Origin of the sequence: Pseudomonas sp. KBS0710, assembly GCF_005938045.2 — a bacterium.
Lineage (GTDB): Bacteria > Pseudomonadota > Gammaproteobacteria > Pseudomonadales > Pseudomonadaceae > Aquipseudomonas.
This window is the reverse complement of the sequence record NZ_VCCF02000001.1, coordinates 4045040-4065180: the sequence shown is the minus strand read 5'-3', so window position 1 is coordinate 4065180 and position 20141 is coordinate 4045040. Positions and strand designations below refer to the sequence as shown.

The following is a 20141-nucleotide window of genomic DNA, read 5'->3' as shown; positions in this document are numbered from 1 at the left end:
TTACTGATCATCAAAATACCGCTCATGCCAATCCACCAGCGGCTGCGGTGAATTGAGCTTTTGCCCGTAGATCACCGAATAAGACAGCACGTTCTGCACATACTGGCGGGTTTCGTCGAATGGGATGCTTTCCACCCATACGTCGAAGCTCAGGTGATCGGCACCGCGCAGCCATTGGCGCACACGGCCGGGGCCGGCGTTGTAGGCGGCGGAGGCGAGCACGCGGTTGCCGTTGAACTGGCTGTGTACCTGGCTCAGGTAGGCGGCGCCGAGCTGGATGTTTTTGTCCGGGTCCAGCACCTGGGCCGGGGAGGCCAGTGGGATGCTGAATTTGCGTGCGGTCTCTTTGGCGGTGCCGGGCATCAGTTGCATCAGGCCACTGGCGCCGACGCCGGAGCGGGCGTCGTCCATGAAGGCACTTTCCTGGCGGGTGATGGCGAACACCCAGCTTGAATGCAGGCCACGCACCTTGGCTTCGCGCACCAGCGTGTCACGGTGGGCCATCGGGAAACGGATATCCAGGTCATCCCAGTATTGCGCCTGGCTGATGGTGCGGATCGCCGGGAAGTACCACTTCATGTCATAGGCCAGCTTGGCCTGGGCGACCATTTCATCGCGGTTGAAGTGGCGGCTGACGTGGTACCACTCGCGGCGGCCATCGACAATCTGACCGCGTGCGTAGAACTCCATCGCGCGGCGCACACCGGGGGTGTTGCGCACTTTGTTGATCAATGCCTGGCTCATCACCAGTGGTTTGTTTTTCAACTGGTACGGCGCTTTGGAGCGATCAGCGGCGAGGAAGCCGTAGAAATCACGCTCCTGCGCGAGGTTTTTGTACAGCACCAGCGGCTGCGGGTTTTTTGGCTCGGCCAGCTCCAGGCTGCGCGCTTGCCAGTAACGCCAGCGGTTGGTGGTGGCCAGGTCTTGTGGGAGTTTGCGGGTCAACTGGTAGGCATCTTCCCAGCGAGCCAGGCGCAACAGCAGGCGCAGGCGCCATTCAGAGACGGTGTTGTCACGCAGTTCGGGGTCGTACTTGGTCATCACGTCCAGGGCGCGTGGGTCGTAGCGACGGGCCAGGGTCAGGCCGATTTCGCGGGCGATCGACACTTTTTCGTCACGGGAGAAGTGCATGCTGCTGGCATAACCGTCGAGCAGGGCCATGGCCTTGTCCGGGTCCTGGCGTGCCAGGCGGCGCAGACCGAGGCCAACGGCATCGGACATGGCCTCGTTGGCCGGCAGGAAGCGCGAAGGGTCGCTGAGCATGTCGGGCTTTTGCGCCACGTCGACCATCAGGCGGCCTTGGGCGCCGAGGGTTGGCAGGGTTTTCACCAGGCTGTTGGCCAGTGCGTAGTTGCGGGCTTCGGCGGCGAGCTTGGCGCGGTCCCAGATTTTCTGTTCGGTGAGTTGGCCATCGGCGGCCCACTGGCCAAAGGTTGCGTCACAGGCGGCCGGCTGGGATTTGCCGGTCATCCAGAGTTTTTCGCTGGTCTTGTAGCCTTCGGCTTTGAGGTTGTGAGTCAGTTGATACTGGCCATGCAGGCAGTCCAGTTCGACGAAATTGAGCTTGGCGTCGTAGTACTTTTCGAAGGTTTGCCAGTCGCCACGGTCGGCCAGCCAGCGCAACCAGCGCAGTTTCATCCAGTTGGCCTGGGGCAGGTCGCCGTTTTTGGCGAGGAACTGCTCGATTTCCTCGTTGCTCGCGGTTTTGAGGCGCGCGGTCAGCTCGTCGTACGCCAGGTACGGCGTGAGCGGGTAGTCGGCCAGGGCCTGGCTGTATTGCATGTACGGGCCGCTGTCGCCTTTGGCGAGGGCGCGTTTGGCTTCATCGTAATATTGACGTTGGGTGGTGAGGTCCACGGCCTGGGCGGATTGAACGGCGGTGGCGGAAAGAAGCAGGCAAGATAAAAAGTTGAAAAGGCGACTGCGCATGAGACGTCCGTGCAGAGAAATCACGACTAGCACCGGCACCGCCGACACTGATTGCCCCTAGCTTAGCCTTTTGCCAGCGGCTGGCGAAAGCTTTGCCGGCCGGCTGGCAGCAGTTGACTGTAAATGTCCTACAGAACGTGTCTGTGGCAAAAATGCCGGCCGCATCCCAGCCTCAAGTCAGGTAGAATGCGCGCCCAGTTTTTGGAGAAGCGTATGACCCTGCTCAAATTCAGCGATGTGTCCCTTGCTTTCGGCGCTATGCCGTTGTTGGACAAGGTGTCCTGGCAGATCGCCCGTGGTGAGCGGGTGTGCATCATCGGCCGCAACGGCACCGGCAAGTCCAGCATGATGAAGCTGGTAAAAGGCGACCAGAAGCCCGATGACGGCTCTGTGTGGCGGGCGCCGGGCCTCAAGATCGGCGAATTGCCCCAGGAATTGCCGGTGGCCGACGGACGGACAGTGTTCGACGTGGTTGCCGAAGGCCTCGACGGTGTGGGCGAGTTGCTCGCGCAATACCATCACCTGGCGCAGAACTGCGTCACCGAAGCCGACCTGGACAAGCTCATGCATGTTCAGCAAGACCTCGAAGCCCGTGACGGCTGGCGCTTGCAGCAACTGGTCGACAGTACCCTGAGCCGCCTGCAACTGCCGGCCGACAAGACCCTCGCCGAGTTGTCCGGCGGCTGGCGTCGTCGCGTGCTGCTGGCCCAGGCGCTGGTGTCCGAGCCGGACCTGCTGCTGCTCGACGAACCAACCAACCACCTGGACATCGGCGCCATCGCCTGGCTCGAAGAAGCCCTCAAGGATTTCCAGGGCGCCGTGCTGTTTATCACGCACGACCGTTCTTTCCTGCAAAACCTGGCCACGCGCATCCTCGAACTGGACCGTGGCGGCCTGATCGACTGGAACGGCGACTACGCCAGCTTCCTGGTACACAAAGAAGCCTCGCTGGCCGCTGAAGAAACCGCCAACGCGCTGTTCGACAAGAAGCTGGCCCAGGAAGAAGTCTGGATCCGCCAGGGCATCAAGGCCCGTCGTACCCGTAACGAAGGCCGTGTACGTGCCCTCAAAGCCCTGCGTGTTGAGCGCAGTGAGCGCCGCGAGCGCACCGGCAAGGCCAATATCCAGCTGGACACCGCCGACAAGTCGGGCAAGCAGGTGATGGTGCTGGAGAACGTCAGCTTCCACCACCCGGATGGCCCGTTCCTGATCAAGGACTTCTCGATGGTCCTGCAGCGCGGCGACCGTATCGGCCTGCTGGGCGCCAACGGCACCGGCAAGACCACCTTGCTCAAGTTGATGCTCAATGGCCTGCAACCGACCAGCGGCACCGTGGAAGAAGGCACGCGCATCGACGTGGCTTACTTCGACCAGTTGCGCCATCAGTTGGACCTGGAAAAGACCGTGATCGACAACGTTGCCGAAGGCCGCGACTTTATCGACATCGACGGCCAGAGCCGCCACGTGTTGAGTTACCTGGGCGACTTCCTGTTCAGCCCGCAGCGTGCGCGTACGCCGGTCAAAGCCTTGTCCGGTGGTGAGCGCGCGCGCTTGCTGCTGGCCAAGCTGTTCAGCAAGCCGTCCAACCTGCTGGTACTTGACGAGCCGACCAACGACCTCGACGTGGAAACCCTCGAGCTGCTGGAAGAGGTGCTGCTGACCTTCAACGGCACCGTGTTGATGGTCAGCCACGACCGGGCATTCCTCGACAACGTGGTGACCAGCACCCTGGTCTTCGAAGGTGAAGGCAAGGTGCGTGAATACGTCGGTGGTTACCAGGACTGGATCCGCCAGGGCGGCTCGCCGCGCCTGTTGGGCGTGACCGAGAGCAAGTCCGGCAAGGCCGACCTGACCTCGGCCGTCGTGGCGCCTGTGGCCGCTGCTGCTGCACCGGTTGCGGACGCTGCACCGGCGGCCAAGAAGAAACTCAGCTACAAGCTGCAGCGCGAGCTGGAAGCCTTGCCGGGTGATATCGACGCCAAGGAACAGCAGATCGCTGCGGTAGAAGCAGACATGGCTGACGCAGGTTTCTACCTGCGCCCGGCGGCGGAAACCGCCAAGGTGATTGCTTCCCTGGAAACGTTGAACCAGGAGTTGGAAGTGCTGATGGAGCGTTGGGCTGAGCTGGATGCCTGATTGATTCGTTGGCAATAAAAAGCCCGGCGCTCATCTGTATGATCGCCGGGCTTTTTCATATGAAATGCGATTCAAATGTGGGAGCTGGTCTGTGTGGGAGCTGGCTTGCCTGCGATAGCCTCACCTCGGTCTGCCTGAATCACCGAGGTGTCTGCATCGCAGGCAAGCCAGCTCCCACAAAAGCCCGCTCCCACATTGGACCTTCGTCGGGCCTTATTTGTCTTTTACCAGCTTCACCGCCAGCACATCACACGGCGCGCCGTGCAGCACGTCATTGGCGGTAGAGCCCAGCAGCAACGCCAGGCCATGACGACCATGGCTGCCGACCACGATCAGGTCGCAGTTCTGCTCTTTGGCCAGGTGGTGGATTTCCTGGCGCGGCTGGCCGTAGGTGAGGTGGGAGTTTTCCTTGGTCACTTCCGGGTACTTGAGGATCAGGCGATCCAGGCGCTCTTTGGCCTGATCAAATTGCTGTTGCTGCAACTGGGAAAGGTCCATGGGCACGTCGCCACCAAAGGCCATGGCCATAGGCTCGACGATATGCACGAGTGACAGCTTGGCGCCGTTGGCGATTGCTGAAGCCTGCGCGCGCTTGATAACCGGGTCGCACTCTTCGGTCAGATCGACAGCGACCAGGATATGTTTGTAGGAATGTTCGTTGGGCATGGCGCGTTCCTCCAGGGGACTGCAATAAGTTCAGTATGGCTGGTTTCAAGCGGATGGGGTTGCGTCAGCTCAAATCCGCGCATCTGGAAATTCGGGAGTACACATATGACGGTCTGGATAGTGGTGTCAATCCTTCTGGTGGTTCTTAGCCCCCTGGCCTGGCTGCGCCCGTCGCGTCATCAGAGCGGGCGCATGGCCCTGCGCATGGAGGCACGCCGCATCGGTTTGGCCATGCAATTGGCGCCACAGGAGTGGCCGCACTGGCTTGCGCAAGAGCCGCCGAGCCCGTGCGCGCAGTACTGCAGGCCACGGCGGGGCAGCACGCCGGCGCTATGGAGTTATTGGCAAATGTCGCCGGGCGTGTGGGTCAATCAGTGGCGTGAAGTGTGTGTGGATGAAAAGTTGTTGCCGCATTTTGCGACGTTGCCGGCCAACGTCTACAAGGTCGAGGCCGACAAGCAAATGATTGCCTTGTATTGGGGCGAGAAGGGCGAGGCAAGCGTGCTGAAGGACATCGATACGCTGCTCAGGGCCTTGGCATGACGCCATAGCGTTAAAAGCCAGGCATTAAAAAGCCCGACATCATCATCGGGCTGGAGTTGGCCAGGCAGGCCGGTAATTCTGTGTTCTTCGCGCCGGGTGTTCATCCAGGCGCTTTACGGTTGTGGCTAGCCTAGCGGCATATCCGATTCTGTACAGCCTTTTCCCACATCTTTTTTATTATTGATTCTGTGAATATTTGAATATTGACAGGGTGTAAGCGCGGGCGTGGGGTTCTGAACTGACTGGAAAGTCGCGTTTTTCCTGGCCTTTCGAGCGATTGACAATTGCCCTGAATTGGATGAAGGTGACGTACCCAAATCAAACGGGCGTATGAATTGAGCGTTTGTCTGTCAGACGACTCATACAGAACCCCGACTAGCGCATTGGCGGGTGTGCCTGGCGGATTGGCATGAGCATTGAGGCGACTCTCAATGTCCAACCAATAGGCCAGCGTCCAATGTGTACTGTTCAGCTTCCATATCGTGGAGATCAGTTGATGATTTACGAAGGTAAAGCCATCACGGTTAAGGCTCTTGAAAGTGGCATCGTCGAACTGAAATTCGACCTCAAGGGTGAGTCCGTCAACAAGTTCAACCGTCTAACCCTGAACGAACTGCGTCAGGCCGTAGACACCATCAAAGCAGATGCTTCGGTCAAAGGCGTGATCGTCTCCAGCGGCAAGGACGTGTTCATCGTCGGCGCTGACATCACCGAATTTGTCGACAACTTCAAGCTGCCCGATGCAGAGCTTGTGGCCGGCAACCTCGAAGCCAACAAGATTTTCAGCGATTTCGAAGACCTCAACGTGCCAACCGTGGCTGCCATCAATGGCATCGCGTTGGGCGGCGGCCTGGAAATGTGCCTGGCCGCGGACTTCCGCGTCATGTCGGCCACTGCCAAAATCGGCCTGCCTGAAGTCAAACTGGGCATCTACCCAGGCTTTGGTGGCACTGTGCGTCTGCCGCGCCTGATCGGTGCAGACAACGCGATCGAGTGGATCGCCGCCGGTAAAGAAAACCGTGCCGAAGACGCCCTTAAAGTCGGCGCCGTCGACGCTGTGGTGGCCCCGGACAAACTGGCTGAAGCCGCTCTGAACCTGGTCAAAGGCGCCATCAGCGGCGAATTTGACTACAAGGCCAAGCGTCAGCCGAAGCTGGAAAAACTCAAGCTCAACGCCATCGAACAAATGATGTCGTTCGAAACCGCCAAAGGTTTCGTGGCAGGCCAGGCCGGCCCGAACTACCCAGCGCCGGTTGAAGCGATCAAGACCATCCAGAAGGCCGCGAACTTCGGTCGCGACAAAGCCCTGGAAGTGGAAGCCGCCGGCTTCGTCAAACTGGCGAAAACCTCGGCAGCACAAAGCTTGATCGGCCTGTTCCTGAACGATCAGGAATTGAAGAAAAAGGCCAAGGCCTACGACGAGATTGCCCGCGACGTGAAACAGGCTGCCGTACTCGGCGCCGGTATCATGGGCGGCGGTATCGCCTATCAGTCGGCGTCCAAAGGCACGCCGATCCTGATGAAAGACATCAACGAGCACGGCATCGAGCAAGGCCTGGCAGAAGCCGCCAAGCTGCTGGTGGGCCGCGTTGATAAAGGTCGCATGACCGCAGCGAAAATGGCTGAAGTGCTTAACGGCATTCGCCCTACGCTGTCCTACGGCGATTTCGGCCACGTCGACCTGGTGGTTGAAGCCGTAGTCGAAAACCCGAAGGTCAAGCAAGCCGTACTGGCTGAAGTGGAAGCCCAGGTTAAAGACGACACCATCCTGGCCTCGAACACCTCGACCATTTCCATCTCGCTGCTGGCCAAGGCCCTCAAGCGTCCGGAAAACTTCGTCGGCATGCACTTCTTCAACCCGGTACACATGATGCCGCTGGTGGAAGTGATCCGTGGCGAGAAGTCCAGCGAGCTGGCCGTTGCCACCACCGTTGCCTACGCCAAGAAAATGGGCAAGAACCCGATCGTGGTCAATGACTGCCCGGGCTTCCTGGTTAACCGCGTGCTGTTCCCGTACTTCGGCGGTTTCGCCAAGCTGGTCAGCGCCGGTGTCGACTTTGTGCGCATCGACAAAGTCATGGAAAAATTCGGCTGGCCAATGGGCCCGGCGTACCTGATGGACGTGGTCGGTATCGACACTGGCCACCACGGTCGTGACGTGATGGCTGAAGGCTTCCCGGACCGCATGAAAGACGACCGCCGCTCGGCGATCGACGCGCTTTACGAGGCCAAGCGCCTGGGCCAGAAGAACGGCAAGGGCTTCTACGCCTACGAGGCTGACAAGAAGGGCAAGCAGAAGAAAGTGGCCGACCCGTCGGTTCACGAAGTGCTGGCTCCGGTCATCTACGAGCAGCGTGAGGTGTCCGACGAGGACATCATCAACTGGATGATGATCGCCCTGTGCCTGGAAACCGTGCGTTGCCTGGAAGACGGCATCGTTGAAACCGCCGCCGAAGCCGATATGGGCCTGGTGTACGGTATTGGTTTCCCTCCATTCCGTGGCGGTGCGCTGCGTTACATCGACTCGATCGGTGTGGCTGAGTTCGTTGCCCTGGCTGACAAATACGCTGATTTGGGCCCGCTGTACCACCCGACCGCGAAGCTGCGTGAAATGGCCAAAAATGGTCAGAGCTTCTTCGGTTAAGCGCCCAGACGACTAGAGCGAGAATATTTATGAGCTTGAATCCAAGAGACGTGGTGATTGTTGACTTCGGTCGCACGCCAATGGGCCGCTCCAAGGGCGGCATGCACCGCAATACCCGCGCTGAAGACATGTCGGCGCACCTGATCAGCAAATTGCTGGAACGCAACGTCAAGGTCGACCCTAACGAAGTCGAAGACGTGATCTGGGGTTGCGTCAACCAGACCCTGGAGCAGGGCTGGAACATCGCGCGCATGGCGTCGTTGATGACCCAGATCCCGCACACGGCTGCTGGCCAGACTGTCAGCCGCCTGTGTGGCTCGTCGATGAGCGCCCTGCACACGGCGGCGCAAGCGATCATGACCGGTAACGGTGATGTGTTCGTGGTCGGTGGTGTTGAGCACATGGGCCACGTCAGCATGATGCACGGCGTCGACCCTAACCCGCACATGTCGCTGTACGCGGCAAAAGCCTCGGGCATGATGGGCCTCACCGCAGAAATGCTCGGCAAAATGCACGGCATTACCCGCGAAGCCCAGGACGCGTTCGGCGTGCGTTCCCACCAGTTGGCCCACAAGGCGACCGTGGAAGGCAAGTTCAAGGATGAAATCATCCCGATGAACGGTTACGACGAGAACGGTTTCCTCAAACTGTTCGACTACGACGAAACCATTCGTCCGGACACCACCCTGGAAAGCCTGGCGGCCTTGAAACCTGCCTTCAATCCAAAGGGCGGCACCGTGACAGCCGGTACTTCGTCGCAAATCACCGACGGTGCTTCGTGCATGATCGTGATGTCGGCGCAGCGTGCCCAGGACCTGGGCATTCAGCCGATGGCCGTGATCCGTTCAATGGCAGTGGCAGGTGTGGACCCGGCAATCATGGGCTATGGTCCAGTACCGGCCACACAAAAAGCCTTGAAGCGCGCGGGCCTGACCATCTCCGATATCGACTTCTTCGAGCTCAACGAAGCTTTCGCCGCACAGGCCCTGCCAGTGCTGAAAGATTTGAAAGTACTCGACAAGATGAACGAGAAGGTTAACCTGCACGGCGGCGCGATTGCCCTGGGCCACCCATTCGGTTGCTCCGGTGCACGCATCTCCGGCACTTTGCTTAACGTGATGAAGCAAAATGGCGGCAACCTTGGGGTTGCAACCATGTGCATTGGTCTCGGCCAAGGCATTTCCACCGTCTTCGAACGTATCTAAACGTTTCGCTGACGGAAGCCGGGGCCCAGTGCCCCGGTTTTTGTTTTTTGGAATTTTTAATATTTTTTTTCAACAAATTTTGCACGAGGGCCAGAGCATGAAAGTCGAACCAGGGCTCTACCAACATTATAAGGGCCCGCAGTACCGTGTTTTTAATGTAGCACGGCACTCCGAGACCGAAGAAGAAGTGGTGTTTTACCAAGCACTGTATGGCGATTACGGCTTTTGGGTGCGCCCATTGAGCATGTTCCTTCAGACCGTCGAAGTTGACGGCGAGCAGGTCCCGCGCTTTGCTTTGGTGCAGGTCGAACCCAGTCTTTTTTCAGGGCAATAACGGCAGGCCGCGCAGAATGCTGCGCTTGACCTCACCTTGTTGCCACTATATATAGCGTTGCCGCGACAGGCGCCAACTGCCTTTCACTTCTCGAATTCAGGAATTTTCCGATCCATGGGCAAATCGCTGGTCATTGTGGAATCCCCGGCTAAGGCCAAGACCATCAACAAGTACTTGGGCAACGAGTACGTGGTGAAGTCGAGTATCGGCCATATCCGAGACCTGCCCACCAGCGGTTCGGCTAGCGCCAGCAAGGAGCCTGCCGCCAAGCGCGGCAAGGCGGCTGCGGGCGAAGGTCCGGTGCTCAGCCCTAAAGAGAAAGCGCGCAAGCAGCTGGTCTCGCGCATGGGTGTGGACCCGGATCATGGCTGGAAGGCCAAGTACGAGATCCTTCCGGGCAAGGAAAAGGTCATCGAAGAGCTGCGCCGGCTCGCCAAAGATGCCGACACCATCTATCTCGCGACGGACTTGGACCGCGAAGGGGAAGCCATTGCCTGGCACCTGCGCGAAGCCATCGGCGGTGATGACAGCCGCTACAAGCGTGTGGTGTTCAACGAAATCACCAAAAAAGCCATCCAGGAAGCCTTCTCCAAGCCGGGTGAGCTGGATATCGACCGTGTCAACGCCCAGCAGGCGCGTCGTTTTCTCGACCGCGTGGTGGGTTACATGGTCTCGCCACTGCTGTGGGCGAAGATCGCCCGTGGCCTGTCCGCCGGCCGTGTGCAATCGGTAGCGGTCAAGCTGGTGGTGGAGCGTGAGCGCGAGATCCGTGCGTTCAACCCCGAAGAATACTGGGAAGTGCATGCTGACCTGGGCACTGCCAAGGGCGCCAACGTGCGCTTTGAAGTGGCCCGTGAGAAAGGCGAGGCCTTCAAGCCGCTGAACGAAGCCCAGGCCATGGCCGCGCTGGAGAAGCTCAAGGCTTCCAGCTACAGCATCGTCAAGCGCGAAGACAAGCCGACCAGCAGCAAACCGTCGGCGCCGTTCATCACGTCCACGCTGCAACAGGCCGCGAGCAACCGCCTGGGCTTTGGCGTGAAGAAGACCATGATGATGGCCCAGCGTTTGTACGAAGCGGGCTACATCACGTATATGCGTACCGACTCCACCAACCTGTCGCAAGACGCGGTGGCGATGGCGCGTACTTATATTGAAAGCGAGTTCGGCAAGAAGTACCTGCCGGAAAAGCCGAACGTCTATAGCAGCAAGGAAGGCGCACAAGAGGCTCACGAAGCGATTCGTCCTTCCGACGCCAACACCGAGCCAAGCAAGCTGACGGGCATGGAGCGTGACGCTGAGCGCCTCTACGAGCTGATCTGGCGCCAGTTCCTGGCTTGCCAGATGCTGCCGGCGCAATACCTGTCCACCACCGTCAGCGTGGGCGCAGGCGACTTCGAGCTGCGTGCCAAGGGCCGTATCCTCAAGTTCGACGGTTATACCCGCGTGATGCCGCAAATCGCCAAGCCAGGCGATGACGACGTACTGCCGGACATGGCCCAGGGCGACACGTTGAAGCTGATCAAGCTCGACCCGTCCCAGCACTTTACCAAGCCGCCGGCGCGTTACTCCGAAGCCAGCCTGGTAAAAGAGATGGAAAAACGCGGTATCGGTCGTCCTTCGACCTATGCGGCAATCATCTCGACCATCCAGGACCGTGGCTACGTAGCGCTGCACAACCGCCGTTTCTACTCGGAAAAGATGGGCGACATCGTGACTGAGCGCCTGTCCGAGAGCTTCTCCAACCTCATGGACTACGGCTTTACCGCCGGCATGGAAGAGAACCTCGATGACGTGGCCCAGGGCGAGCGCGACTGGAAAAACGTGCTGGATGAGTTCTACGGCGACTTCAAAAAGAAACTCGAAGTAGCCGAAAGCCCTGATAGCGGCATGCGCGCCAACCAGCCGGTAATGACTGACATCCCGTGCCTGACCTGCGGCCGTCCGATGCAGATTCGTACTGCGTCCACCGGTGTGTTCCTCGGTTGCTCGGGCTACAGCCTGCCGCCGAAAGAGCGGTGCAAGGCCACCGTTAACCTGGTGCCGGGCGATGAGATTGCCGCCGACGACGAGGGTGAGTCCGAGTCGCTGGTACTGCGTGGCAAGCACCGTTGCCCGATCTGCAGCACGGCGATGGACGCCTACCTGCTCGACGAGAAGCACAAGCTGCACATCTGCGGTAACAACCCGGACTGCAACGGCTACGAGATCGAAGAGGGCACCTACCGCATCAAAGGCTACGAAGGTCCGAGCCTGGAATGCGACAAGTGCGGCAGCGAGATGCAGCTCAAGACCGGCCGTTTCGGCAAGTTCTTCGGCTGCACCAACCCGACCTGCAAGAACACGCGCAAACTGCTGAAGAGCGGTGATGCGGCACCGCCGAAGATGGACCCGGTGAAGATGCCCGAACTCAAGTGCGAGAAGGTCAACGACACCTACATCCTGCGTGACGGCGCTTCGGGTCTGTTCCTGGCGGCCAGCCAGTTCCCGAAAAACCGCGAGACCCGTGCACCCTTGGTGATGGAGATCGTGCCGCACAAGGACGAGATCGATCCGAAGTACCACTTCCTGTGTGAAGCGCCGAAGAAGGATCCCGACGGTCGCCCGTCCGTGATCCGCTACAGCCGTAAAACCAAGGAGCAGTACGTGCAGACCGAAGTGGACGGCAAGCCAACCGGCTGGAAAGCTTTCTACGACGGCGGCAAGTGGAAGGTCGAGGACAAGCGCCAGGGCGCTTGATCGGCTGATCTGCCAGCTACAAAGGCCGCCTGAAAAGGCGGCCTTTTTTTACGCTTGCAGGAAACTTGGCTGATCCGTGACACTGTTCAGCCAGCATCACGCTTATTTCGTTGTGGAGATTGCCGTTATGGCCAACGAACTCTATACCCGTACCAATCAGAAAATTTACTTCGCGGGTTTGTCCCTGGAAGCCCTTGGCCGCGCCGAGGAAGGGAAGGAGATGAATGCCATCGCGCTGGTCCAGGCCGGGCGTGAGGCGGCGTTGTTCCACCTCTATGGCGCTTTGCTGGGCCTGTGCCATGAAATTGCCGGGTTCTACCGCCTGCCCCAGGCAGGCGCACCACGCGCAGAAATGATCATGAACCGCGAAGTGCTGGACAGCATGGCGATTCCGGAATTGGCCGAACTGGTGGAAATGGCGCAGAGCCCCGACAGCTGGGTTGCTCGATTGCTCAAAGCGCATGCGGATATGTTCCAGCCGCCGCGTGTTCCCCATGTGCCCAAGGGCGATGTGACACAACCGCTGATCGTGGCCGTTGCGCTGCAAGAGGATGAGCCCAAGCCCTTGAGCCGCGAAGAGCTGGAAAGCTGGCGGCAGGAGCTGAAGAAGATGGCGTTGCGGTTTCGCGAAGGCTTGAACGAGTGTTGAGGCGCTATTGCTGATACACGCGAATCAAAACTGTGGGAGCGGGCTTGCTCGCGAATGCGGTGGGTCTGTAATGAATTCTTTACTGAAACTCCGCATTCGCGAGCAAGCCCGCTCCCACATTTGAACCCAGTGGGACAGAAAGTGCGGCGCAGGCCTCAATAAGCACCATTCATCAAGCCGTCAAGAAACCTGTTCAGATCCTCTGCGAGGCTGGGTAGATGACTGATATAATCCCGGCCTTTCGTGGAGAACAGACTTATTATGCCAACGTCCTTTCTGGAAATTGTTGAACTGCCTGACGGCCGAATCGAGCTGCGCCGGGCTGAGGACGAGGGTTCTCTGGTTATTTTGGATTTTTCCGAGGACGCCAAAGTGTTCTTGCAAGGCCAGCACGTGGAAGTGGCAAAAGCCATGTTGAGCGTGGGTGTGCAGATGGCTGGTCGCCTGGCCGAAGGCGAGCCGGAGAAGGACGATGGGCCGCGGGTGCTTCACTGAGTAACAGTGAAACGTTCTGGGAAACGTTCTGGCGACCGAGCTTCTGTGGCGAGGGAGCTTGCTCCCGCTGGGCTGCGAAGCGGCCCTGAATAGATTTAATGCGGTGTATCAGGTATTCCACGGTGCCTGGTTTTGGGGCTGCCGCGCAGCCCGGCGGGAGCAAGCTCGCTCGCCACAACAAGCCCGTCCACAGGGCTCGCCTGCAGCAGATCCCATTAACCCAATCGAATATTCAAACTCTGCGCATCGCCCGTGCGCGCGGCGCTGATCAGTTGCTGCTTGGCGGCCGCATTCAGCGGGTTCAACCAGCTCACTACCGTATGGCTACGCCCCAGGCGCAAGGCTTCGCACGTCAGTTGCTGAGCGCTTTGCGCGCCGCGTGGTTGCAGCAGCAGGATGCGCTCACGGTTGAGGCCGGCGTCCCGCAGCCAGGCCTGGGTCAGGCTGGCAGGTGGGGCGATCAACGTCAGCCAGCGTGCGTCCTGCTCTTCGCTCAATTCGCGAAGGATCGGCGCCAGCAGGCTCAGGCAGCTCCCGGCAGCACCGCGCAACGACAGCTCACTGAACGCCTCAGGTTCGGAGCCCCAAGGGGCCTCGACCGTTTCCTTGAGGATGGGCGCAAGGGGTTGGGCCATAAAGGCCTCGAACAGCGACAGTTGTGTGTGTTGCGGGGTGTGCACGAGCTGCATGGTGCCTCCTTTAGCGGCGAATGACGCCGACGCTCAAGCCTTCGATCACCAGGTCCTGATCTTTCAGGTTCACTTCAATCGGGGCGAACTCAGGGTTCTCGGCCATAAGCCAGACCTTGCTGCCTTCGCGCTTGAAGCGTTTGACGGTGACTTCATCGCCGATACGGGCGACGACGATCTGGCCATTACGGGCTTCGCGAGTGGTGTGGACGGCCAGCAGATCACCGTCGAAAATGCCCACGTCCTTCATGCTCATGCCATGTACGCGCAACAGGTAGTCGGCACGTGGATGGAAGAAAGTCGGGTTGATGTTGCAGGACTCTTCGACGTGCTGCTGCGCCAGGATCGGCGCACCGGCGGCGACGCGGCCGATGATCGGCAGGGTCGATTCGTCGGCCTTGGCTTCAAAACCAGGGATACGGATACCGCGTGAAGCACCCGGGGTCATCTCGATCGCGCCTTTGCGGGCGAGGGCCTTGAGGTGTTCTTCGGCGGCGTTGGGGGACTTGAACCCCAGTTCCAGCGCAATTTCTGCTCGCGTCGGCGGGTAGCCGTTGTCGTCGAGGCAGCGCTTGATAAAAGCCAGAATCTCAGCTTGGCGTGGCGTCAGTTTTAGCATGTTGATCGCTCTGTCTTTTTATACAGTGACTGGGATTATATACAGTGAACTGCGCTTGGCAATCATCCTTTTCCGGCACTCCGCTGGACGGTCATCTCTCACCCTTCCTACAAGGCATAGACGGCGCTGCCTACAGAGCGGTAAGGATGTGATTAAATAGGCATGAAATAGATGACTGCCCGGCCGGAAAACGGACTCGCAGGCTTGACAAGACACACCCTGAAACGTATGTTTCAAACAAGTGTTTGTCAGGCGGAGTAGCCATGGCCCAGTCGGAAACCGTTGAACGCATTCTCGATGCTGCCGAGCAATTGTTCGCGGAAAAAGGATTTGCTGAAACTTCATTGCGGCTGATCACCAGCAAGGCTGGGGTTAACCTCGCCGCCGTGAACTATCATTTCGGCTCGAAAAAAGCCTTGATCCAGGCGGTGTTCTCACGCTTCCTGGGGCCGTTCTGCGCCAGCCTCGACCGTGAGCTGGAGCGTCGCCAGACCAAGCCCGAAAACAAGCCAAGCCTGGAAGACCTGTTGGAAATCCTGGTTGAGCAAGCGCTGGTGGTGCAACCGCGCAGCGGCAATGACCTGTCGATCTTCATGCGCCTGTTAGGGCTGGCCTTCAGTCAGAGCCAGGGCCACTTGCGCCGTTACCTGGAAGATATGTACGGCAAGGTGTTCCGCCGATACATGCTGCTGGTCAACGAAGCCGCCCCGCGTATTCCGCCGATCGAACTGTTCTGGCGTGTGCACTTCATGCTTGGCGCCGCCGCGTTCAGCATGTCCGGCATCAAAGCCTTGCGCGCAATTGCCGAGACCGATTTCGGCGTCAACACCTCCATCGAACAAGTGATGCGCCTGATGGTGCCGTTCCTTGCCGCCGGCATGCGTGCCGAAACCGGCGTGACCGACCCGGCCATGGCCGCCGCGCAACTGCGCCCGCGCAGCAAGTCCACGCCGGCCGTCGCCAAGGCGTGATTGCCCCAGGTGTGCGCGGCGGCTAAGCTAGCCGCCATGCCGATTTCAGCTATTTACTCGCAACCCGTTGTGCTCACTGTGCGTATCGCGCCAGGTGAGGGCAACGGGTTGTGTGCGTTATTTAAGGAAGGTTTATGACTGCTGCCCTGCAAGGTTCGTTAATGGTCGATGTGGCCGGTACTTGGCTGACGGCCGAGGATCGCCAGTTGTTGCGCCAGCCTGAAGTGGGCGGGTTGATCATTTTTGCGCGCAATATCGAGCACCCGCGACAAGTGCGCGAGCTGAGCGCGGCGATTCGGGCGGTGCGCCCCGACCTGCTGCTGGCCGTCGATCAGGAAGGCGGTCGTGTGCAGCGCCTGCGCCAAGGCTTTGTACGCCTGCCGGCCATGCGTCTGCTGGCGGACAAGCCGAATGCTGAATACCTGGCCGAGCAGTGCGGCTGGGTCATGGCCACCGAAGTGCTGGCGGTCGGGCTCGATCTGAGCTTCGCCCCGGTGCTGGACCTCGACTATCAGCGCAGCGCCGTGGTCGGCACGCGTTCCTTCGAGGGCGACCCCGAGCGCGCTGCCGTGCTCGCAGGCGCGTTCATTCGCGGCATGAACAGTGCCGGCATGGCGGCCACCGGCAAACACTTCCCGGGCCACGGCTGGGCCGAGGCGGATTCCCACGTAGCGATTCCCAATGATGAACGCAGCCTGGAGCAGATTCGCGCAAATGACCTGGTGCCTTTCGCACGCCTGAGCAAGCAATTGGCGGCGGTGATGCCGGCTCACGTGATTTATCCGCAAGTGGACACCCAGCCCGCCGGTTTCTCGCGCCGCTGGCTGCAGGACATTTTGCGTGGCGAGCTGCAATTTGACGGGGTGATTTTCAGTGATGACCTGTCCATGGCCGGTGCGCATGTGGTCGGCGATGCGGCCAGTCGGATTGAAGCAGCGCTGACGGCCGGTTGTGATATGGGGTTGGTGTGCAATGACCGTGCTGCCGCGGAGCTGGCACTGACTGCGGCGCAGCGCATGAAGGTTACGCCATCGGCGCGGATTGCGCGGATGCGTGGGCAGGCGATTGCTTCGACGGAGTACAAGCAGGATCCGCGTTGGTTAGTGGCACTTACCGCGTTGCGAGATGCTCAGTTGATCGACTGACAACCGTGTTGCTGCCATCGCAGGCAAGCCAGCTCCCACCCTTGAATGTATTCACAAATCAAAGGTGGGAGCTGGCTTGCCTGCGATAGCGATCTAACCGTCAGCGCTTCTCTTGCTTGTTGGGCAATGGCGCAAACAACGCCTCAATATCCTCATTACCCAACTGCCAATCCCCGGTCGTGCGACCATCCAGCACGCCTGCCGCCAGGTCAGACTTTTCCTTCTGCAGGTGCTGGATCTTCTCCTCCACCGTGCCTCGCGCGATCATTTTGTAGACGAACACCGGCTTCTCCTGCCCGATGCGGTACGCACGGTCGGTCGCCTGGTTTTCCGTCGCCGGGTTCCACCACGGGTCATAGTGGATCACGGTGTCGGCCTCGGTCAGGTTCAAACCGACGCCACCCGCCTTCAGGCTGATCAGAAAAATCTGCAGCTTACCGCTCTGGAAATCCTTCACTGGCGTGCGCCGGTCGCGGGTCTGGCCGGTGAGTAACGCGTAGGGCACGCCACGTTTTTTCAGCTCGGCTTCGATCAGGCTCAGCATCGAGGTGAACTGCGAGAACAACAATATCCGGCGCCCTTCGGCAAACAGCTCTTCGAGCATCTCCAGCAGGCTGTCGAGTTTGCCCGAGCTGCTGCCACGGGCGGGCAGGGTGGCGTCGTTGACCAAGCGCAGGTCGCAACACACCTGGCGCAACTTGAGCAGCGCTTCAAGAATGATGATCTGGCTGCGCGCCACGCCCTTGCGGGTGATTTCGTCGCGCACCTTCTTGTCCATCGCCAGGCGCATGGTTTCGTACACGTCGCGCTGGGCTTCGTTGAGGTCGACCCAGTGGATGATCTCGGTCTTGGGCGGCAGCTCGGTAGCCACCTGCTCTTTGGTGCGGCGCAGCAGGAAGGGTTTTATCCGACCGTTGAGGTGCTGCAATCGCACCTCACTGGCGCGCTTTTCGATGGGCACACGGTAATCACGGTTGAAGCTTTTGACGTCACCCAGCCAGCCCGGCAGCAGGAAGTGAAACAGCGACCACAGCTCACCCAGGTGGTTTTCCAGCGGCGTGCCGCTCAGGCACAGGCGCTGGCGCGCATTGAGCTCGCGCGCGGCCTGGGCAGCCTTGCTGTTGGGGTTCTTGATGTACTGGGCCTCATCGAGGATCAGCACATGCAAGGGCTGGGCGGCGAGTGTGTCGATGTCTTTGGGCAGCAGCGCGTAGGTGGTCAGCAGCAGGTCATAGTCCTGCAGGTTGGCGAAATGTTTCTTACGGCCAGCGCCGTATAGCGCCTGCACCCGCAGTTGCGGTGTGAAGTGCGCCGCCTCATCCAGCCAGTTGGGAATCAGGCTGGTGGGCATCACCACCATGCACGGCCGGTCGAGGCGCCCGGCGGCTTTTTCGCTGAGGATATGCGCCAGGGTCTGCAAGGTTTTGCCCAGGCCCATGTCATCGGCGAGAATCCCGCCCACATCGAGCTGGCGCAGCGACTGCATCCAGCTCAAGCCTTCCAGCTGATACGGGCGCAAGGTCGCGTTCAAACCCTCGGGCGCCACGCAGGTGAAGTCCTTGATGTCGCGCAGGCGTTGGGCGAAGTTGCGGATCTTCTCGCCGCCTTCCCATTGCAGTGGCAGGTCTTCCAGCGGGTTCAGGCGAATGGCGTCGGCTTTGGCCAGGCGCAAGCTGGTGGTGCCGGTTTCCTGTAGGTAAAACTCGCCAAGGGTGGCCAGCACCGGCTTGAGTCGGCCGTAGGGCAACGCCACTTGCAGCGGGCCGTGGCCGTTGGGCAGGCCGGGAATATTCACCAGGATCAGCTCGTCGTCACGGCGCCGGGCGAGTTTTTCCGGGTTGAGGATTTCGGTGTGCGAACGCATCAGATTGAGCAGAATCGGCAACAGGCTCAGGCGCTCGCCATTGACGATAATCCCCAGCTCCAGGTCGAACCAGTCGCGTTCCGGGCCTTCATCGACCGTGGCGTACCAGTCATCGACGGCACTAAGGTCGAAACCGAAATCTTCTTCTATTTGCAGCTCCCAACCCTCGGCGCGCAAGGTCGGTGAGGCGTTGAGCGTGAAGTTCAGCCACGCACTGTCATTGACCAGTTCGAACAGCTCGCCGGCACTCTCCGGCAACGCCTTGCTCTGGCGCGTGGCGATCTTGAAGCCGAGCAGGCGCAGTTGTTCGCGATAGGGTTGCTCCAGCTCCGGATGGCGCTTGATGCGCAGGCTCTGGGTTTCCTGGCGCACGATGATGTCGGCGTTTTTCTGCCCGCTGACATAGTTGCCCAGGTAATTGAACGACAGCGCCGCACGGTGCTGGATATAGCGCTGCATCTTGCCATTACGCGGTTCAAACGCGCTGAACTCCACGCTGGCCAGCCACAGGCGCGGCACCGGCCGTACATCTTCAATGACCACTTGTGGTAGCACCACGCGGTTATCCAGCACGGCCTGGAGCTTTTCCAACAGCTCGGCATCTTGCGCGGCGGCCGGGTAGGCCAGGGTTTCCTGGACCTTGAGCAGCACTGCCGCGATGTGTTTGCAGTTGGTGTGTACCGGGCATGTGCAGCGGCTGTCCACCAGGATCAGCGTGCCCTTGGCCGATTCGCGCAGTGAGATGGTTTGTCGGTAAACATTGCCGCCCGAGCCTTCGCAGCTGGCGATGATGGTGCTGTCGCCGGACTCGACGATGCGCACGCGGTTTTCCAGGGCGTAGCGCCGCCCGCGCTCAAGGCTTTGCTCTTTAAAGCGATTGGCCCACGAAGGGGCCAGGGGTTTGGTCAATGACGACGTCAGGGGCATGGCGCTGGATCAGTCCTGAATGTCGGGCGGTGGCGCACTGGGTGGTTTGGCGGTCAGCGACGTGATCTTGATCAGCAGCGCCAAGTGGCCGCCATCCAGGTAATTAAGTTGGTTGTTCTTGGTGCGCACGTCTTGCTGGCTCAAGTGTTCGCTGGCAATCACGCTGCCGTTGGCGTCGAACTGGTTGATCCAGAAGTCCGCGTCGATATCGGTAAAACGCCCCAGTTGCAGGTTCAGCGTGCCTTCGATGGGGAACTGGCCGAACTGCTCCTGGCCGTCGGTAATGGCCAGCTTCACCGGTTGTTCACCGAGGTTCTGATCCCAGGCGCGGTGCAGCAATACCGTGTAACTGTTATCCGCACTGAGCTTGTCGACGATGTTGCCCAGCCGCGGAGGGCTGAGCTTGTCGGTCGGCAGCCGCGCCGCGCCGGCATCCCAGTTTTCCGGCGCAGCGCGGCTATTGATCACCGGCTCGGCGTTCTGGCGCACCAGGATCATTTCCACCAGGTACGGGCTGTCGGCAAACGCCGAAGGTGCGACCACCACCAACACTAAGCTCAGAATGCGGAACAGGCGCATGGGGGCGTCC

16 protein-coding genes are annotated in these 20141 nt (G+C 60.0%); 10 read left to right on the top strand and 6 right to left on the bottom strand.

The features are described 5' to 3' along the window. Window positions 1-1929: a transglycosylase SLT domain-containing protein gene (locus FFI16_RS18525; protein WP_138816234.1), complete on the bottom strand. Its 1929-nt coding sequence runs from the start codon at window positions 1927-1929 to the stop codon at window positions 1-3. A 213-nt stretch (window positions 1930-2142) separates the two neighbouring features. Here FFI16_RS18525 and FFI16_RS18520 point away from each other — a divergent pair, with 213 nt between their 5' ends. Beyond that, window positions 2143-4065, top strand: coding sequence for an ATP-binding cassette domain-containing protein (locus tag FFI16_RS18520; protein WP_138816233.1), 1923 nt, complete (start codon window positions 2143-2145; stop codon window positions 4063-4065). A 213-nt stretch (window positions 4066-4278) separates the two neighbouring features. Here the strand turns inward: FFI16_RS18520 and FFI16_RS18515 are convergent, their stop codons facing one another. Continuing rightward, entirely contained in the window at window positions 4279-4731 is a 453-nt protein-coding gene (locus tag FFI16_RS18515) for a universal stress protein (protein ID WP_138816232.1), read from the bottom strand. Between the two features lie 105 nt (window positions 4732-4836). Between FFI16_RS18515 and FFI16_RS18510 the strand changes: the two genes are divergently transcribed. The 7 genes from FFI16_RS18510 to FFI16_RS18480 all read left to right on the top strand — a co-directional run bounded on the left by FFI16_RS18510 (window position 4837) and on the right by FFI16_RS18480 (window position 13337). Next, the gene (locus tag FFI16_RS18510; RefSeq protein ID WP_138816231.1) at window positions 4837-5274 is read left to right on the top strand and encodes a hypothetical protein; all 438 of its coding nucleotides are present in this window, start codon (window positions 4837-4839) and stop codon (window positions 5272-5274) included. A 496-nt stretch (window positions 5275-5770) separates the two neighbouring features. Continuing rightward, window positions 5771-7918, top strand: a complete 2148-nt coding sequence (gene fadB, locus FFI16_RS18505; RefSeq protein WP_138816230.1) for a fatty acid oxidation complex subunit alpha FadB — start codon at window positions 5771-5773, stop codon at window positions 7916-7918. A 29-nt stretch (window positions 7919-7947) separates the two neighbouring features. After that, window positions 7948-9123 (top strand): acetyl-CoA C-acyltransferase FadA, encoded by a 1176-nt coding sequence (gene fadA, locus FFI16_RS18500; protein WP_017137418.1) that lies wholly within the window; start codon window positions 7948-7950, stop codon window positions 9121-9123. A gap of 97 nt (window positions 9124-9220) precedes the next feature. Beyond that, on the top strand, window positions 9221-9457 hold the full coding sequence (locus FFI16_RS18495; protein ID WP_056857286.1) for a DUF1653 domain-containing protein: 237 nt from the start codon (window positions 9221-9223) through the stop codon (window positions 9455-9457). A 114-nt stretch (window positions 9458-9571) separates the two neighbouring features. Further along, on the top strand, window positions 9572-12193 hold the full coding sequence (gene topA / locus FFI16_RS18490; protein WP_056857285.1) for a type I DNA topoisomerase: 2622 nt from the start codon (window positions 9572-9574) through the stop codon (window positions 12191-12193). Between the two features lie 127 nt (window positions 12194-12320). Further along, window positions 12321-12842: a DUF6586 family protein gene (locus tag FFI16_RS18485; RefSeq protein ID WP_138816229.1), complete on the top strand. Its 522-nt coding sequence runs from the start codon at window positions 12321-12323 to the stop codon at window positions 12840-12842. A 261-nt stretch (window positions 12843-13103) separates the two neighbouring features. Beyond that, the gene (locus FFI16_RS18480) at window positions 13104-13337 is read left to right on the top strand and encodes a hypothetical protein (protein ID WP_005786160.1); all 234 of its coding nucleotides are present in this window, start codon (window positions 13104-13106) and stop codon (window positions 13335-13337) included. A gap of 215 nt (window positions 13338-13552) precedes the next feature. Here FFI16_RS18480 and sulA read toward each other — a convergent pair whose 3' ends face one another. Together sulA and lexA are read right to left on the bottom strand one after the other, a co-directional pair. Further along, window positions 13553-14026, bottom strand: coding sequence for an SOS-induced cell division inhibitor SulA (gene sulA, locus FFI16_RS18475; protein ID WP_065929180.1), 474 nt, complete (start codon window positions 14024-14026; stop codon window positions 13553-13555). A 10-nt stretch (window positions 14027-14036) separates the two neighbouring features. After that, a complete protein-coding gene (gene lexA / locus FFI16_RS18470) occupies window positions 14037-14645 on the bottom strand; it encodes a transcriptional repressor LexA (protein WP_017137423.1) in 609 nt (202 codons plus the stop codon). A gap of 263 nt (window positions 14646-14908) precedes the next feature. Here lexA and psrA point away from each other — a divergent pair, with 263 nt between their 5' ends. Together psrA and nagZ are read left to right on the top strand one after the other, a co-directional pair. Further along, window positions 14909-15616, top strand: coding sequence for a transcriptional regulator PsrA (gene psrA, locus FFI16_RS18465; protein ID WP_058419618.1), 708 nt, complete (start codon window positions 14909-14911; stop codon window positions 15614-15616). 134 nt (window positions 15617-15750) lie between these two features. Beyond that, a complete protein-coding gene (gene nagZ, locus FFI16_RS18460; protein WP_138816228.1) occupies window positions 15751-16761 on the top strand; it encodes a beta-N-acetylhexosaminidase in 1011 nt (336 codons plus the stop codon). A 100-nt stretch (window positions 16762-16861) separates the two neighbouring features. Here nagZ and FFI16_RS18455 read toward each other — a convergent pair whose 3' ends face one another. Together FFI16_RS18455 and FFI16_RS18450 are read right to left on the bottom strand one after the other, a co-directional pair. After that, a complete protein-coding gene (locus FFI16_RS18455) occupies window positions 16862-19552 on the bottom strand; it encodes a DEAD/DEAH box helicase (RefSeq protein WP_138816227.1) in 2691 nt (896 codons plus the stop codon). A 9-nt stretch (window positions 19553-19561) separates the two neighbouring features. Beyond that, complete coding sequence (locus tag FFI16_RS18450; protein ID WP_017137427.1) at window positions 19562-20131, bottom strand: CsiV family protein; 570 nt, start codon at window positions 20129-20131, stop codon at window positions 19562-19564. Window positions 20132-20141: the final 10 nt, after the last annotated feature.

Excerpts from the sequence above, each read along its gene's own strand:
- topA (WP_056857285.1), top strand. The coding sequence starts at position 9,572 with ATGGGCAAATCGCTGGTCATTGTGGAATCCCCGGCTAAGGCCAAGACC.
- FFI16_RS18485 (WP_138816229.1), top strand. The coding sequence starts at position 12,321 with ATGGCCAACGAACTCTATACCCGTACCAATCAGAAAATTTACTTCGCG.
- FFI16_RS18525 (WP_138816234.1), bottom strand. The coding sequence starts at position 1,929 with ATGCGCAGTCGCCTTTTCAACTTTTTATCTTGCCTGCTTCTTTCCGCC.
- FFI16_RS18520 (WP_138816233.1), top strand. The coding sequence starts at position 2,143 with ATGACCCTGCTCAAATTCAGCGATGTGTCCCTTGCTTTCGGCGCTATG.
- FFI16_RS18515 (WP_138816232.1), bottom strand. The coding sequence starts at position 4,731 with ATGCCCAACGAACATTCCTACAAACATATCCTGGTCGCTGTCGATCTG.
- lexA (WP_017137423.1), bottom strand. The coding sequence starts at position 14,645 with ATGCTAAAACTGACGCCACGCCAAGCTGAGATTCTGGCTTTTATCAAG.
- FFI16_RS18450 (WP_017137427.1), bottom strand. The coding sequence starts at position 20,131 with ATGCGCCTGTTCCGCATTCTGAGCTTAGTGTTGGTGGTGGTCGCACCT.
- FFI16_RS18510 (WP_138816231.1), top strand. The coding sequence starts at position 4,837 with ATGACGGTCTGGATAGTGGTGTCAATCCTTCTGGTGGTTCTTAGCCCC.
- psrA (WP_058419618.1), top strand. The coding sequence starts at position 14,909 with ATGGCCCAGTCGGAAACCGTTGAACGCATTCTCGATGCTGCCGAGCAA.
- sulA (WP_065929180.1), bottom strand. The coding sequence starts at position 14,026 with ATGCAGCTCGTGCACACCCCGCAACACACACAACTGTCGCTGTTCGAG.
- nagZ (WP_138816228.1), top strand. The coding sequence starts at position 15,751 with ATGACTGCTGCCCTGCAAGGTTCGTTAATGGTCGATGTGGCCGGTACT.
- FFI16_RS18495 (WP_056857286.1), top strand. The coding sequence starts at position 9,221 with ATGAAAGTCGAACCAGGGCTCTACCAACATTATAAGGGCCCGCAGTAC.
- fadA (WP_017137418.1), top strand. The coding sequence starts at position 7,948 with ATGAGCTTGAATCCAAGAGACGTGGTGATTGTTGACTTCGGTCGCACG.
- FFI16_RS18480 (WP_005786160.1), top strand. The coding sequence starts at position 13,104 with ATGCCAACGTCCTTTCTGGAAATTGTTGAACTGCCTGACGGCCGAATC.
- fadB (WP_138816230.1), top strand. The coding sequence starts at position 5,771 with ATGATTTACGAAGGTAAAGCCATCACGGTTAAGGCTCTTGAAAGTGGC.
- FFI16_RS18455 (WP_138816227.1), bottom strand. The coding sequence starts at position 19,552 with ATGCCCCTGACGTCGTCATTGACCAAACCCCTGGCCCCTTCGTGGGCC.